Genomic DNA, 15,198 nt, shown 5'->3' on the forward strand with positions numbered 1-15,198 from the left:
TCACGCTACCCATCGCTGGATCTAGCCGAGCAACCCGCTGGCGCCGGCGTTGCCGGCACGCCCGGACTGGCCGGCGACACTGGAGATCACGTTCAAAGTGCCACCGGTCGAGCCCATCGGGATTGCTACTGACACCGAAGCGCTGGTCCCTGGCTGTAGCGGCGCCACGACGGTAGGCGTATACGAAAAAGCCCCAACGCCAAGCAGATTCACGTTAGCCGTGGTGGCGATGTTGTTGTTGATGGCGAACGTGAAGGCGGCGGCGCCACCGCCGGGGATTTTGACCAGGGCCGCTCCCGGGCTGCCGGCTCCGCCCTGGCCGGCAGCTCCGCCCGCGCCGTACAGCAAGCCGCCGCGTCCGCCGTCGCCGCCGTCACCGCCGGCCAGCGCCAGGTCGGACAGGCGGATAGTTTGTCCGAGGAGGGGCGGGATGTACCCCCCCCCGCCGCTACCGCCCCGTCCACCCGCACCACCGGCGTCCCACAACCCGGCGGCACCGCCGGCGCCGCCGGCGCCACCGTTCACCCCAGCTGTGCTGGCTCCTGATGCCGGAGCCGCCACACCGCCCGCCCCGCCGGCGCCACCGTTGCCGAACAACCCACCGGCGCCACCGGCCCCGCCGGCCACCTCGGCGGTGGTCGCCGAGAAGCCGTTGCCGCCATTGCCGACCAGCAGTCCGCCGGCACCGCCACTCGGGCTGGCCGCTGTGCCGTCGGCGCCGTTGCCGATCAAAGGACGTCCCAGCAGCGCGTTGGTGGGCGTGTTGATCACACCCAGCACGTTGTCGACCACGGCCTGCAGCGGCGAGGCGTTGGCCGCCTCGGCGGCCGCGTACGAGCCCGCGGCGGCGCTCAACGTTTGGACGAACTGGTCGTGAAACGCCGCGGCCTGGCGGCTGAGTACCTGGTAGACCCGCGCGTGGTCGGCGAACACCGATGTGATGGCCGCCGATATCTCGTCAGCGGCTGGGGGCAGCAGTCCAGCGGTGGGCGCCACCGTCGCCGCATTTGCGGTCATCAACGCCGAGCCGATATCGGATAGATCGGTTGCCGTTGAAGCCAGCAACTCCGGAACCGCCCACAGGTGTGACATCGCCGTCCTCCTGCCACGTCGTCAGTGACGTATCGGTGAATCGGTGTGCAGAGTACGCCGGGTCCGGCCCGCTGTCTGGATGTTGGCTGCAATTGGCTCGCCTACCTTCAGCCGGTAGGCCGTCAGTGGGCGGCCGTCTCGCTAATCCCGTTGCATCCCAACACCTTACATATCCGGGGCAAAGCGCGGGTAAAGTTGCGGCGATGGTTGCCGCCCGGTCGAACGAGCGGATGCTCGCCGGGGTCGCCGCGGCATCCGTCGCCCTCGGTGTGGCCCAGCTCGTCAGCATCCCATTCGGTCCCCGGGCGGACGCGCGCACCGCCGTCGGCTCAGCGGTCGTCGACCTGACACCGGGGCCCGTCAAAGAGTGGGCGATCCAGACCCTCGGCACGCTGGACAAGCCGTTCCTGGCCGTCGTGGTGCTCGTGGTGATCGCCACGCTGGCAGCGATCGCGGGCACGCTCGAGACTCGGCGCCGGCCGCTCGGCAGCGCGGTGATCGCCGCCGGCGGTGTTCTCGGATGTGTGGCGGTGCTGTCGCGGCAAGGTGCGACACCATTGGACACCATCCCCACCATCGTGGGCGCCGCCTGCGGCGTGCTGGCGCTGCGCATGCTCACTCGTCGATTCGAATCCGGCCCGCAGGACGCGGACGACAGCAGCAACGGGACGGATGCCGGCAGGCGCAACTTGCTCGTCATGGGGGTGCTCGGGTTCGGAGTCCTCAGCGGAGTGGCCGGTGCCGTGATCGCGCGCCTGGCTCATTCAGTGGCTGCCGACCGCAGAACATTCGTCCTGCCCAAACCGCGATCGCTGGCACCCCCCATTCCCGCGGAGGTGCAACCGCAAGGTGTTGCGCTTCCGCGCTTCATCACGCCGAGCACCGAGTTCTACCGGATCGATACCGCGCTCAGTGTTCCTCAACTCAGTCACGGCGAGTGGCGGTTGCGCATCCACGGCATGGTTGACCACGAAATCACGTTCAGCTTCGACGACCTCGCCCGCTTCGACCTCGTCGAATCGGTGGCAACACTGACCTGCGTATCGAATCCCGTTGGCGGAAAACTAATTTCGACGGGAGTCTGGACGGGTTACCGGGTGGCGGATCTGCTGGCGGCCGCCGGGGTGCACAAGGACGCCGACATGGTGCTCTCTACGTCGATCGACGGGTTCACCGCCGGCACGCCGGTGCAGGCCCTCACCGATGGCCGCGAAGCGCTGCTGGCCGTCGGCCTCAACGGCCAGCCCCTGCCCGTCGAGCACGGTTACCCGGCCCGCCTGGTGGTGCCTGGCCTGTATGGCTACGTCTCTGCCACCAAGTGGGTCGTCGATCTGGAGCTGACCCGGTTCGACAGGGCACAGGCCTATTGGACGCGACAGGGCTGGGCGGCGCAGGCGCCGGTCAAGACCGAGTCCCGGATCGACGTGCCAAGAGGCGGCCAGAAGGTGCCGCTGGGGCCGGTCGTGTTCGGCGGGGTCGCCTGGGCGCAGAATCGGGGCGTGCGGGCGGTTGAGGTCCGCATCGGGGACGCGGAGTGGCAGCCCGCTGAACTCGGCGCCAGCTATTCCAACCAGACCTGGCGATTATGGAGCTTCCCATGGCAGGCGAAAAGCCCTGGCAAGCAGACCATTACGGTGCGGGCGATCGACAACACGGGAGCTGTCCAGACGGAGCAGCGCGCTGACCCAGTTCCCGACGGTGCTACCGGCTGGCACTCGGTGAACTTCACCGTCGTGACGGCCTGAGGTCAGCTCGACGACATTTTCCGCCAACTGAATACCGCAACGACCACCCCGATCAGCGCCGTAATCGGACCGATGACAGACCAGGTGGTGGTGTTGCTCATCGGGCTGCCGCCAAGGACTCCGAAACCCTGCAGCGCCCAGATCACCCCGAATAACGCAACGATCAACCCGATCGCGAAGGTGACAACGTAACCCCTGCTCATACCGGCAACCCTACGTGCCGATTCGGCCGGTTGACCCCGCTGCGGTACGAATAGTGAGTGGCTGAGCCGACCGTCCTGTTGCTGTCGACGTCCGACACCGACCTGATCAGTGCCCGTTCCAGCGGTAAGAACTACCGGTGGGCCAACCCGGCGCGGCTGTCCGAGGTCGAGTTGCCCGACCTGCTGGCCGAAGCCTCGATTGTGGTGGTTCGGATCCTGGGCGGATATCGCGCCTGGGAGGATGGCATCGAAACGGTGCTGACCAGCGGGGTGCCGACGGTGCTGGTCAGCGGTGAGCAGGCCGCCGACGCCGACCTGACCGGACGTTCCACCGTCGCGGCGGGCATCGCGGTGCAGACGCACATCTACCTTGCGCACGGGGGCGTCGACAACATCCGCCAGTTGCACGCATTCCTGTCCGACACCGTGCTGATGACCGGGTTCGGCTTCGCGCCGCCCGTCGCGACCCCGACCTGGGGAGTGCTGGAACGTGCGCAGGCTTCCACCACGGCCGGTCCGACCATCGCGGTGCTGTATTACCGTGCCCAGCAGCTGGCCGGCAACACCGCCTACGTCGAGGCTCTGTGCCAGGCGATCGAACGGGCCGGCGGACGTGCGCTGCCGGTGTACTGCGCCTCACTGCGCACCGCCGAGCCCGAACTGCTGGACACGCTCGGGGCGGCCGACGCCATGGTGGTCACCGTGCTGGCCGCCGGGGGAGTCAAGCCGGCGACGGCGTCGGCTGGCGGTGACGACGACAGTTGGAACGTCGAACATCTTGCGGCGCTGGATATTCCGATCCTGCAGGGATTGTGCCTCACCAGCTCCCGGCGGCAATGGAGCGACAACGACGACGGACTGAGCCCGCTCGACGTCGCCACCCAGGTCGCGGTACCCGAGTTCGACGGCCGCATCATCACAGTCCCGTTCTCGTTCAAGGAAATCGACGACGACGGCTTGATCTCCTATGTTGCCGACCCGGAGCGCTGCGACCGGGTGGCCGGCTTGGCGGTCCGGCACGCGTCATTGCGGAGCATCGCCCCCGCCGACAAACGGGTGGCCGTGGTGTTCTCGGCCTATCCCACCAAGCATGCGCGCATCGGCAACGCCGTCGGTCTCGACACCCCGGCCAGTGCCGTCGCCCTCCTGCGGGCGATGGGCGAAGCCGGATATCAGGTTGGAGATCTGCCCGGGGTGGAATCCGGTGACGGTGACGCGCTGATCCACGCCCTCATCGAACGCGGCGGACAAGACCCCGACTGGCTCACCGAGGCGCAGCTGTCCGGCAATCCCATCCGGGTGTCCGCCGCCGACTACCGCGAGTGGTTCGCCACCCTGCCCGCCGAACTGACCGACGCGGTGACCCGGCACTGGGGGCCGCCTCCCGGGGAGTTGTTCGTCGACCGCAGCAACCACCCCGACGGCGAAATCGTCATTGCCGCAATGCAATCGGGCAACGTCGTCCTCATGGTGCAGCCGCCCCGCGGGTTCGGCGAGAACCCCGTCGCCATCTACCACGACCCCGACTTGCCGCCCAGCCACCACTACCTGGCCGCGTACCGCTGGTTGGATGCGGGCTTTGGCTCGCACGCCATCGTGCACCTGGGCAAGCACGGCAACCTGGAGTGGCTGCCCGGCAAGACGTTGGGCATGTCGGCGGCCTGCGGATCCGACGCCGCGCTCGGCAACTTGCCACTGATCTACCCATTCCTGGTCAACGACCCCGGCGAGGGCACCCAGGCCAAGCGTCGGGCACACGCCGTGCTCGTCGACCATCTCATCCCGCCGATGGCCCGCGCCGAAACCTACGGCGACATCGCGCGTCTCGAACAGCTGCTCGACGAGCACGCTAACGTCGCTGCGCTGGACCCCGCCAAGCTGCCCGCCATCCGTCAGCAGATCTGGACACTGATCCGGGCGGCCAAGATGGACCACGACCTCGGGCTGACCGAACGACCGCAAGAAGACACCTTCGACGACATGCTGCTGCATGTCGACGGATGGTTGTGCGAGATCAAAGACGTGCAGATCCGCGACGGATTGCACATTCTCGGCCAAAAGCCAAGGGATGAAGGTGAACTCGACCTGGTGCTGGCCATCCTGCGCGCCCGTCAGCTGTTCGGCGGCACCCACGCGTTGCCGGGCCTGCGCCAGGCGCTGGGTCTGGCCGAGGACGGCACCGACGAACGCGTCTGCGTCGATCAGACCGAGGCCGCTGCCCGGGAACTGGTCGCCGCGATGCAGGCCGCTGGCTGGGACCCCGCGGCCGCCGACCGCATCACCGACAACGCCGACGTCGCGGCGGTGCTGCGCTTCGCGGCCACCGAGGTGGTGCCCCGCCTGGCCGGCACGGCTTCGGAGATCGAGCAGGTGCTGCGGGCACTCGACGGCCGCTTCATCCCGTCCGGTCCCTCTGGGTCCCCGCTGCGCGGGCTGGTCAACGTCCTGCCCACCGGACGGAACTTCTACTCGGTCGACCCCAAAGCGGTGCCCTCCCGGCTGGCCTGGGAAGCCGGTGTGGCGCTTGCCGATTCGCTGCTGCAGCGCTACCGCGCCGACCACGGCCAATGGCCGCAGTCGGTCGGCCTGTCGGTGTGGGGCACCTCGGCCATGCGCACCGCCGGCGACGACATCGCCGAAGTGCTTGCCCTGCTGGGTGTGCGGCCGGTCTGGGATGACGCGTCGCGGCGGGTCGTCGATCTGGCTGTCATCCCGTTGGCCGAACTGGAGCGCCCGCGCATCGACGTCACCGTGCGGATCTCCGGATTCTTCCGGGACGCCTTCCCGCACGTCGTCACCATGCTCGACGACGCGGTCCAACTCGTCGCCACCCTCGACGAGCCGGCCGAGGACAACTATGTGCGCGCCCACGCGCAGGCCGACCTCGCGCAGCACGGTGACCGACGACGCTCCACCACAAGGATCTTCGGCTCCAAACCGGGCACCTACGGCGCCGGGCTGCTCCAGCTGATCGACAGCCGGAACTGGCGCGACGACGCCGACCTCGCGCAGGTGTACACGGCCTGGGGCGGATTCGCCTACGGTCGTGATCTGGACGGTCGCGAAGCCGTCGACGACATGAATAGGCAATACCGACGAATCGCCGTGGCGGCCAAGAACACCGACACCCGCGAACACGACATCGCCGACTCCGACGACTACTTCCAGTACCACGGCGGCATGGTGGCCACCGTAAGGGCTTTGACGGGCCAGGCGCCGGCGGCCTACATCGGCGACAACACCCGGCCCGACGCCATCCGAACCCGCACCCTCTCGGAGGAGACCACCCGCGTATTCCGGGCCCGCGTGGTCAACCCCCGCTGGATGTCGGCGATGCGCCGGCACGGCTACAAAGGCGCGTTCGAAATGGCCGCGACCGTCGACTATCTGTTCGGCTACGACGCGACGGCCGGGGTAATGGCCGACTGGATGTACGAGCAGCTCAGCGAGCGTTACGTGCTGGACCCGGAAAACCGCAAGTTCATGAACGAGTCCAATCCCTGGGCGCTGCACGGTATGGCGGAGCGGCTGCTGGAGGCCGCGGGTCGCGGCATGTGGGCTGAGCCGTCAGCGGACACGCTCGACGGATTGCGTCAGGCGCTGCTGGAGACCGAGGGCGACCTGGAGGGTTAGCCCGCGAGCAGACACAAAAGCACCCATTTCGTGCCGAAATGAGGCGCTTTTGTGTCTGCTCGCGTAACGAACTCACACGAAATCAGAACCGCCGTCGACGTTGACCGTCGCACCGGTGACGTAGCCGTTGCGCCGAGACGCCAGATACGCCGTGATCGACGCGATCTCTTCGGGCAGCCCCGCGCGTCCGAGATCGCACGGGTGGTGAAAGTTCTTGTCGATCCAAAACATCACGTCCCACGGATTGGTCGCATCCAGACCGTCGGCGGCGAGGATGTCTCTGAGGTTCTCGGTGAAACTGGCGGTCACGATGGTGCCGGGACAGACACAGTTGGCCAGAATACCGTCCTTGGCAAGGCTTTTGGATAAGTTCTTGGTGATGCTGGCCAGTGCGGCCTTCGATGCGGTGTAGGCCACCAGGCGTGGGCTTTGGCGTTGAATGGAGTGCGCCGCCAGGGTGACGATGCGGGCCCAGTCCGCATTGCGCAACAGCGGCAGCGCGACGCGGACCGATCTAACCGCCGACATCGTTCCGAGCGCAAACGCAGCGTCCCAATCGGCGTCATCCATCTGCTCGAAATAGCCGTCACCCGGTCCGATCGTGTGCACCAGGCAGTTCAGCCGTCCCCAGCGCTCGGCGACGGTGGCGAAGCCGGCGGCGATCGAGTCGGCATCGGCCATGTCCACACTGATGCCCACCGCGTCCGGCGCGCCCGCTGCGCGCAGCGATTCCACGGCGGCGTCGAGTGCCTGCTGGCCTCGGGCCATCACAGCCACGCTGGCTCCCTCGGCCGCCAGCGTCTCGGCGATCGCCAACCCCATCCCTTTACTGCCACCCGTGACCACCGCGGTCGATCCCGCAAAGCCCAGATCCATCGATGAACTCCTTTGCTCACTAGCCGCACCCAAGCCGCGGACAGAACCGGACAAGGCGATCGCGCAGGTTCCATGCTCGCAGTCACCCGAGGTCCAATGACGGTCGATACCCGCCGACACCATGCCGTGGCCACCCTGACCACCAGCGCCACCGGCGCCTGCCAATCCACGCCATCACCGCACCGACTTGCGTTCGAGCAATGCTCATTTGGCGACGTAGCCGCCTGGCCTCAGACCGCGCCGATGCGACGAACAACGCAGCCACCAGTTCGTCCTTGGCGGCGACGTTAAGAGACAGGCCACGGCCCGCCACTCAAACGAATTGTGATCCTCACTTGACGCGGGTTCGACGCTCGCGGCCCGTGCGAATGTCAACGGCGCGTCTCGGCGCTAGGTTAACAGCGTGACCCCCACCTTCGCCGACCTGGCAAAAGCGCAATACATCCTGCTCACCACGTTCACCAAGGACGGCCGGCCCAAGCCCGTCCCCGTCTGGGCCGCGGTCGACGGCGACCGCCTGCTGGTGATCACCGAGGGAAAGTCATGGAAGGTCAAGCGGATTCGCAACACGCCGCACGTGCAGCTGGCCATCTGCGACATGCGCGGTCGCCCGAAGAGCGATTCCATCGACGGCACTGCGGCCATCCTCGACAAGTCGCAGACCAAGATCGTTTACGACGCGATCGGCAAGCGCTACGGCATCATCGGCAAGGTATTCAACCTGTTCAGCAGGCTGCGCGGCGGCATGGAGAACAACGTCGGACTGGAACTGCGCGTGGCGTAGCGGGCACTGCCAGCCGCCCAGGCGGCCCCGCGCACCGGGGTTATCCCAGATGCTCCCCGAAGAACGCGAACACCCGGCGCCAGGCGTCTTCGGTGGCGGCGTCGTCGTAGCCGAAACCGGTGACCCGCAACAGCGGTTGGCCGGGCAAATGGTTGGCGAAGCTGTGTCCGGCGCCCGGGTAGGACTTGATGTCGGCGGTGATGTTCTTGGCCGTGGTGACCTTGCGCAGGCGCTTTTCCGCGCCGATGCCCAGCGGGTCGCGGCTGCCGAAGCTCGCCACGATCGGGCATGCGCCGTCCAGGGTCTCACTGAGCTTGCGGGGCAGCGGGGTGCCGTAGAACGGCGCTGAGGCACCGAAACCTTTGGGCGACAGCACGAGTGCGAACTGACCCCCCATGCAGAAGCCGGCGATACCAACCCGCCCGGAGCATTCGGGCATGCCCAGCAGGTGCTCACGGGCGGCCATGACGTCGTCGATGGCCGGGCCGTGTTTGGTCAGCACGTCGCGCATCACCCTGGTGATGCATCGCGCCCGGCCGCCCCGCGCATATAGGTTTGGCGTGATCGCGACGTAGCCCGCTCGAGCCACACGTTCGGACACCGCTTCGTTATCCGGCCCGTACCCGATCGCGTCGTGGACTATCACCACTCCGGGCCACGGACCCTGGCCGGAGGGAACATTCAACAGCGCATCGATCGGTCCCGCGGGTGTCTTCAGCTCAATCGTCGTCATAGCGTCATCTAACTGCAGCCGCGTCGCGACCGTTCGAGGAACTCCCGCGTGCGCCGCGGACGTTGGCCTTTCATGTTTGGACGGCTGTTTCTCATCTACGCCGTCGTCGAGCTCATGGTGACGATCGGGCTGGCGGCGGCAATCGGCGTCGGCTGGACCGTTGCGGTCCTGGCGGGCACCCTCGTTCTGGGACTGGGCCTCGGTGCCCCGATGGGCGGGTTGCAGCTCACCCGGCAGTTCATGCAATTGCGATCCGGTGTGCAGGAGCCGCGCAGCGCGCTGAGCGACGGCGCGCTGACCGCGCTGGCCACCGGGCTGGTCGTCATTCCCGGATTGGCCACCACCGTGCTGGGGCTGTTGCTGCTGGTGCCGCCGATCCGGGCGGTCGCACGTCCTGGGCTCACGGCGGTCGCAATGCGTGGTTTTCTGCGCCGGGTTCCGCTGATCGCCACCGCGCCGGCCGGCGTGCCGCGCCAGGACTACATCGACGGCGAGGTGATCGACGTCATCGACGGCGAACCGCCGACCCTGACCCGCGCTCCGGGCGCCACCGAGCCGCCCAGGTAGCGGTCCACGCTCGCCACCCGCCATTAGGGTTTTGCCGTGACGTCTACCACGCTGCTCGTCAACGGCCGGGTGCACAGTCCCAGTCATCCCGACGCCACCGCCATGGCGGTGCGCGGTGATGTCGTCGTCTGGCTGGGCAGCGATGAGGTGGGGCGTAGCCAATTCCCCGACGCGGTCGTGCAGGACCTGGCCGGAGCCTTCGTGTCGCCCGGATTCGTGGACAGCCACATCCATGTGACCGCAACCGGTTTGGCCATCAGCGGGCTTGATCTGCGTGCCGCGGGTTCCCGGGCGCAGTGCTTACAAATGATTGCCGACCACGCGGCGGCCCACCCGGGGCGGCCGGTGTGGGGCCATGGTTGGGACGAGTCGGGCTGGCCGGAGAACACCACGCCCACCACCGAAGACCTGGACCGGGTGCTGGGTGACCGGCCCGCTTATCTGACCCGGGTGGACGTGCACTCGGCATTGGCGTCCTCGGGTTTGCGGCGGCTGGTCCCCGAGCTGTCCGCGGCAGCCGGGTTCGCCGCCGACCAGCCGTTGACCGCTGATGCGCATCACCGGGTGCGCGCGGTTGCCCGCGGGCTGCTGACCGACGAGCAACTGGCAGAAGCCCGCGTCGCGGCCCTGCAGGCCTTAGCCGCGTCGGGCATCGTCGCGGTCCATGAGTGCGCCGGGCCGCAGATCGGCGGCCTCGACGACTGGCTCGCGCTGCGCAGCCTCGACCACGGCGTCGAGGTGATCGGCTACTGGGGAGAACCCGTGAGCACCGCTGAGCGCGCCCGAACGCTGATCGCCGAGACCGGCGCCCGCGGGCTGGCCGGTGATCTGTTCATCGACGGAGCGCTGGGATCGCGCACCGCCTGGCTGCAGGAACCGTACGCCGATGCGCCCCGCTGTACGGGCACCTGCCATCTCGACCCGGAGACGATCGAAGCTCACCTGCGCGCCTGCAGTGAGGCCGAGGTGACCGCCGGCTTCCACGTCATCGGTGATGCGGCCGTCTCGGCGGTCGTGGACGCGATCGAACGGGTCGTGGACGACCTCGGGGTGGCCGCCGTCGCCCGCTGCGGCCACCGGTTGGAGCACCTGGAAATGGTCACCGCCGAACAGGCCGCCAAGCTGGGAGCATGGGGAGTCATCGCCAGTGTGCAGCCCAATTTCGACGCGCTCTGGGGTGGCCAGGATGGCATGTACGCCCAGCGACTTGGTCCGCGCCGAGGGTGCCGGCTCAACCCGCTGGCGCTGTTAGCATCGCAAGGCGTGCCCCTAGCCTTCGGTTCTGACGCGCCTGTCACCGGCTTTGCGCCGTGGGCCAGTGTGCGCGCCGCGATCCACCACCGCACCCCTGGAAGCGCGGTGTCGGCGCGGGCGGCGTTCGCGGCCGCAACCCGCGGCGGCTGGCGGGCCAGCGGTATCCACGACGGCCTGACCGGCACCCTGGTCCCGGGCGCCCTCGCCTCCTACGCGATATGGGACGCCGGTGCACTGGACGTCAGCGCACCCCGCGACGCCGTCCAGCGCTGGTCCACCGACCCGCGGTCACGGGTCCCCGCGCTGCCACGGCTGGACGAGAGCGACACATTGCCGCAGTGCCTGCAAACCGTGCACCGGGGTGCGCTCATTCATGGCTGACGGCGCTGCAGACCCCGAGCAAACAACAAGTGATTCGCTGGAGGCGAACCCCGAAGAGTTGCCAGCAGCTGCGCCCGGCGTACCGGCGCGGCTGGGTCGGTTGGCCCGCCGCGCGATCTCGCGAACACCGGCCGTCTGGGCCCGGCTACGCCCGAGGCTGAGCCGGCTGGCCGTCACGCTGGTTGCCGGCCTGCTGATGTACGCCAGTTTTCCGCCGCTGAGCTGGTGGTGGGCCGCCGTCCTCGCCATCGCGTTGTTGAGCTGGGTGCTGACGCATCCCGCCACCACAGCTGCCGGGGGACTGGGCTACGGCTTCCTGTTCGGTCTGACGTTCTACGTGCCGCTGTTGCCCTGGATCGGCGCGCTCGTCGGCGACATGCCCTGGCTGGTGCTGGCGACGGGCTCGGCCTGCTTCCCGGGGCTGTTCGGGCTGTGCGCGGTGGTGGTACGGCGACTGCCGGGCTGGCCGATCTGGTTCGCGGTGCTCTGGGGCGCGCAGGAGTGGTTCAAATCGATATTTCCCTTCGGCGGATTTCCGTGGGGATCTATCGCCTTCGGCCAAGCTGAGGGCCCGTTGTTGCCGTTGGCCCAACTCGGCGGTGTTCCGCTGTTGTCGACGGCCGTGGTGCTCGTGGGCGCGAGTGTGACGGCGATCGCACTGGAGATCGGCAAGTCGCTTCGAACCGGAAGCTCGACCGGGCAGACAGACGACGCCAAACCCCCGGCCGTCCTCCTGCCCGGCATCAGCATCTGCCTGGTGCTGTTGACCGCCATCCTCATCTGGCCGCAGGTGCGCCACGCCGGCGCGGGCTCCGGCGGCGAACCCACCGTCACCGTGGCCATCGTGCAGGGCAACGTGCCCCGGCTCGGGCTCGAATTCAACGCGCAGCGCCGCGCGGTGCTGGACAACCACGTCAGCCAGACCCTGCGACTCGCCGAGGACGTGCGTGCCGGTCTGGCGCCGCAGCCCCGTTTCGTCATCTGGCCGGAGAACTCCTCGGACATCGATCCGTTCGCCAACCCCGACGCCGGCCAGGAGATCTCCAAGGCCGCCGACGCGATCGGCGCTCCCATCCTGATCGGCACGCTGCTCGCCAAGCCGGGCCGCCCGGCCGACAACCCCGAATACACCAACACGATGATCGTCTGGAACCCGCGCACCGGTCCCGCCGACCGGCACGACAAGGCGATCGTGCAACCGTTCGGTGAGTATCTGCCCATGCGGTGGTTTTTCCGCCATCTCTCCGGCTACGCCGACCGCGCCGGCTACTTCGTCCCGGTTCCCGGGACCGGGACAGTCCGTATTGCCGGCGTACCGGTCGGGGTGGCCACCTGCTGGGAAGTGGTCTTCGACCGCGCGCCGCGCAACTCCGTCCTGAATGGCGCGCAACTACTGACCGTGCCGAGCAACAACGCCACCTTCACCAAGGCGATGAGCGAGCAGCAGCTGGCGTTCGCGAAGGTGCGCGCCGTCGAGCACGACCGTTACGTACTGGTGGCCGGCACCACCGGGATCAGCGCCGTCATCGCACCGGACGGCGCGGAGTTGAAGCGCACTGATTTCTTCGTGCCCGACTACATCGACACTCAGGTTCGCCTGAAAACCAGTGTGACGCCGGCGACGCGTTGGGCTCCGATCCTGCAGTGGGCGCTGGTCGGGGCGGCTGGCGCGGTGGTTCTCTTCGCGATACGGCACAATAGTTCTTCCTCCGGCTGGTTCCCACGCCCTGGGCGCCCTCGATTGCGAAGGCGGTCGGGCCCGGCGGAGGAACCTGACGATTCCGATACGCCGTCAGCTGAAACGGATGACGGGAAAGTGGCGAACGAATCAACGACCGCACTCGTTGAGACTGCGAACGACACCCCGTCCGACGAGGGTGAGCGGACCCGTATCGGGCGAAATGAAGGAGCTACATGACCACCGGCCAGCCTGCGCCCGAAGCTGCGGGCCACAGCCCCAGCCAGCGCGTCCTGGTGATCATTCCCACCTACAACGAGCGGGAGAACCTGCCGCTCATACATGGGCGCGTCACGCAGGCTTGCCCCGGCGTGCACGTCCTCATCGTCGACGACAACAGTCCCGACGGCACCGGCCAACTCGCGGACGAGCTGGCGGCCGCCGATCCCGAGCGCATCCACGTGCTGCACCGGACCGTCAAGAACGGCCTCGGCGCGGCTTACCTGGAAGGCTTCGCCTGGGGACTCGGCAGGGGCTACTCGGTGCTGGTCGAAATGGACGCCGACGGCAGCCATGCGCCTGAGCAGCTCTACCGGCTGCTGGAGGCTGTTGACGCCGGGGCTGATCTTGCGATCGGCTCACGCTACGTGCACGGCGGCACGGTGCGGAACTGGCCGTGGCGCCGGTGGGCCCTGTCCTGGACTGCCAACACCTATTCGCGGCTGGCGCTGGGCGTCGGGGTGCACGACATCACCGCCGGTTACCGGGCCTACCGCCGCGAAGTGCTCGAGACGATCGACCTGGCCAGCGTCGACTCCAAGGGCTACTGCTTCCAGATCGAGATGACGTGGCGGACGGTCAACACCGGATTCGTAGTCGTCGAGGTGCCGATCACCTTCACCGAACGTGAGATCGGTGTGTCGAAGATGAGCGGCTCCAACATCCGCGAGGCGCTGGTCAAAGTCGCTCAGTGGGGTATCGAGGGCCGGCGCAACCGCACCCGGTCCAGTCGCGCGCACACGTGACCCGATGGTGGCGACCCGCTGCGCCCGGCTACGCCGCGCTTGCGATCGCCACGTGACGCCATTGTGGCGACCCGCTGCGCCCGGCTACGCCGCGCTTGCGATCGCCACGTGACCCGATGGTGGCGACCCGCTGCGCCCGGCTACGCCGCGCTTGCGATCGCCACGTGACGGGCTAGCCGCGGCGCTTCGACCGGATCAGCTCCAAGCGCTCCTTGAGCAGCTCTTCCAGCTCTTCGACCGAGCGGCGTTCCAGCAACATGTCCCAGTGCGTACGGGGCGGCTTGACCTTCTTCGGCTCTGGCAGGTCGCCTTCGATCAAGGTGCCTTCCATGCCGTTGCGGCACAGCCAGGTGCCGGGAATCTCGGCGTCATCGGCGAACGGGACCTCGAACTCCTCGCCGTTCTCGGTGCGGTACCGAGCGATCTGGCGCGGTGCCAGGTCGTGGTTGCGGTCGGTCTCATAGCTCACGGCTCCGAGGCGACTACCTCGTAGGACACGATCAGCCATTGGCGCTGCTCCTTTGGGTGCGGCGAGCTTGTGGTGCTGCCGTAATTCTAGGTCTGTCTAAGCAAACGTTAAGACCGTCTGCACAAGTTCCCGGTTAGGCACGTTTCCGCGCGGTGCGCGACGCGACTGTCCATGATACCGGGATCACAACCGTTATCGGACTAAAGTCGTCAGGCGTGAGTCGTCGCGTTCGGCCTCAGCCGTGTCGCTGGTGTGGTCGTGATGTGACCGATGTCGGAATGGGTCGCCGCCGCCAGTACTGCCGGCAGTCGTGCCGGCAGCGGGCCTACGAACAGCGGGCCATGATCTCCCGCGGCGAAGCTTCCGCCCTGCCCGTCGATGCGGTGGTGCTGTCGGCGGAGGAGGCGGCCGACCTCTCCGATCGCGTCTACCAGGTCAGATGCGCTGCCGAGGACGTCGTCACCGCGCTGGATGAAGGCGCCGCCGCCAGGGAACTGCGCGAACTGTGCGACGAGTTGCTGCGCGCGGCCCGGGCTGCCGACGGCTGGCGTCGCGTGGGAGTCTGAGGCGCGCGCGGAACGCGCGTCCCGCCCGGACCGGTACAGTCGCGCAATGGACGGCGGGCCGGGTGTACAAGGGAGTACAGAAGGCTCACGGTACGCGGGGTGCCCGGCCGTTCTTTCGCTAGCTGCTGGGAGTATTCGACGTTTTTGAAATCCTGCCGAAGTTGGCGATACTCACCAGCGAGATTCTTGGGT

Annotated in this window: 10 protein-coding genes and 3 pseudogenes; 8 read left to right on the plus strand and 5 right to left on the minus strand. The window is 67.8% G+C overall.

Going from position 1 to position 15,198, the window contains the following annotated elements:
- Positions 1 to 288: 288 nt before the first annotated feature.
- Positions 289 to 1,092, minus strand: a pseudogene (locus tag AWC08_RS38975) (PE family protein); the annotation flags it as partial.
- Between the two features lie 203 nt (positions 1,093 to 1,295).
- On the opposite strand from AWC08_RS38975, the gene AWC08_RS07475 reads away from it, so the two are divergent.
- Positions 1,296 to 2,837, plus strand: coding sequence for a molybdopterin-dependent oxidoreductase (locus AWC08_RS07475; protein WP_065134694.1), 1,542 nt, complete (start codon positions 1,296 to 1,298; stop codon positions 2,835 to 2,837).
- Between the two features lie 2 nt (positions 2,838 to 2,839).
- On the opposite strand, the gene AWC08_RS07480 is transcribed toward AWC08_RS07475, so the two are convergent.
- Positions 2,840 to 3,040 (minus strand): hypothetical protein, encoded by a 201-nt coding sequence (locus AWC08_RS07480; protein ID WP_069433003.1) that lies wholly within the window; start codon positions 3,038 to 3,040, stop codon positions 2,840 to 2,842.
- Between the two features lie 57 nt (positions 3,041 to 3,097).
- On the opposite strand from AWC08_RS07480, the gene cobN reads away from it, so the two are divergent.
- Positions 3,098 to 6,673, plus strand: a complete 3,576-nt coding sequence (cobN, locus tag AWC08_RS07485) for a cobaltochelatase subunit CobN (RefSeq protein WP_069433004.1) — start codon at positions 3,098 to 3,100, stop codon at positions 6,671 to 6,673.
- Between the two features lie 72 nt (positions 6,674 to 6,745).
- Here the strand turns inward: cobN and AWC08_RS07490 are convergent, their stop codons facing one another.
- Positions 6,746 to 7,549, minus strand: a complete 804-nt coding sequence (locus tag AWC08_RS07490; protein ID WP_069433005.1) for an SDR family NAD(P)-dependent oxidoreductase — start codon at positions 7,547 to 7,549, stop codon at positions 6,746 to 6,748.
- 403 nt (positions 7,550 to 7,952) lie between these two features.
- On the opposite strand from AWC08_RS07490, the gene AWC08_RS07495 reads away from it, so the two are divergent.
- Positions 7,953 to 8,333, plus strand: coding sequence for a PPOX class F420-dependent oxidoreductase (locus AWC08_RS07495; RefSeq protein ID WP_065134698.1), 381 nt, complete (start codon positions 7,953 to 7,955; stop codon positions 8,331 to 8,333).
- Positions 8,334 to 8,373: 40 nt separating this feature from the next.
- On the opposite strand, the gene AWC08_RS07500 is transcribed toward AWC08_RS07495, so the two are convergent.
- Positions 8,374 to 9,066 carry a dienelactone hydrolase family protein gene (locus tag AWC08_RS07500; protein ID WP_069433006.1) on the minus strand — a complete coding sequence of 231 codons (693 nt, stop codon included), beginning with the start codon at positions 9,064 to 9,066 and terminating at the stop codon, positions 8,374 to 8,376.
- Between the two features lie 72 nt (positions 9,067 to 9,138).
- Between AWC08_RS07500 and AWC08_RS07505 the strand changes: the two genes are divergently transcribed.
- The 4 genes and pseudogenes from AWC08_RS07505 to AWC08_RS39530 all read left to right on the plus strand — a co-directional run.
- On the plus strand, positions 9,139 to 9,633 hold the full coding sequence (locus AWC08_RS07505) for an FxsA family protein (RefSeq protein WP_065134700.1): 495 nt from the start codon (positions 9,139 to 9,141) through the stop codon (positions 9,631 to 9,633).
- Positions 9,634 to 9,735: 102 nt separating this feature from the next.
- Positions 9,736 to 11,268: an amidohydrolase gene (locus tag AWC08_RS07510; RefSeq protein ID WP_085087585.1), complete on the plus strand. Its 1,533-nt coding sequence runs from the start codon at positions 9,736 to 9,738 to the stop codon at positions 11,266 to 11,268.
- Positions 11,261 to 13,060, plus strand: a pseudogene (gene lnt, locus AWC08_RS07515) (apolipoprotein N-acyltransferase); the annotation flags it as partial. The gene AWC08_RS07510 and the pseudogene lnt, both read left to right, overlap by 8 nt.
- A gap of 113 nt (positions 13,061 to 13,173) precedes the next feature.
- Positions 13,174 to 13,971, plus strand: a pseudogene (locus AWC08_RS39530) (polyprenol monophosphomannose synthase); the annotation flags it as partial.
- Between the two features lie 172 nt (positions 13,972 to 14,143).
- On the opposite strand, the gene rbpA reads toward AWC08_RS39530, so the two are convergent.
- The gene (rbpA, locus tag AWC08_RS07530) at positions 14,144 to 14,479 is read right to left on the minus strand and encodes an RNA polymerase-binding protein RbpA (protein ID WP_055579709.1); all 336 of its coding nucleotides are present in this window, start codon (positions 14,477 to 14,479) and stop codon (positions 14,144 to 14,146) included.
- A 176-nt stretch (positions 14,480 to 14,655) separates the two neighbouring features.
- Between rbpA and AWC08_RS37460 the strand changes: the two genes are divergently transcribed.
- Positions 14,656 to 15,006, plus strand: a complete 351-nt coding sequence (locus AWC08_RS37460) for a hypothetical protein (RefSeq protein WP_082986493.1) — start codon at positions 14,656 to 14,658, stop codon at positions 15,004 to 15,006.
- The last annotated feature ends 192 nt before the right edge of the window (positions 15,007 to 15,198 follow it).

The sequence above is a fragment of the Mycobacterium gordonae genome, assembly GCF_002101675.1.
Taxonomy (GTDB): domain Bacteria; phylum Actinomycetota; class Actinomycetes; order Mycobacteriales; family Mycobacteriaceae; genus Mycobacterium; species Mycobacterium gordonae.

Excerpts from the sequence above, each read along its gene's own strand:
- rbpA (WP_055579709.1), bottom strand. The coding sequence starts at position 14,479 with ATGGCTGATCGTGTCCTACGAGGTAGTCGCCTCGGAGCCGTGAGCTAT.
- AWC08_RS07490 (WP_069433005.1), bottom strand. The coding sequence starts at position 7,549 with ATGGATCTGGGCTTTGCGGGATCGACCGCGGTGGTCACGGGTGGCAGT.
- AWC08_RS07475 (WP_065134694.1), top strand. The coding sequence starts at position 1,296 with ATGGTTGCCGCCCGGTCGAACGAGCGGATGCTCGCCGGGGTCGCCGCG.
- AWC08_RS07505 (WP_065134700.1), top strand. The coding sequence starts at position 9,139 with ATGTTTGGACGGCTGTTTCTCATCTACGCCGTCGTCGAGCTCATGGTG.
- AWC08_RS07500 (WP_069433006.1), bottom strand. The coding sequence starts at position 9,066 with ATGACGACGATTGAGCTGAAGACACCCGCGGGACCGATCGATGCGCTG.
- AWC08_RS07510 (WP_085087585.1), top strand. The coding sequence starts at position 9,736 with ATGGCGGTGCGCGGTGATGTCGTCGTCTGGCTGGGCAGCGATGAGGTG.
- AWC08_RS07480 (WP_069433003.1), bottom strand. The coding sequence starts at position 3,040 with ATGAGCAGGGGTTACGTTGTCACCTTCGCGATCGGGTTGATCGTTGCG.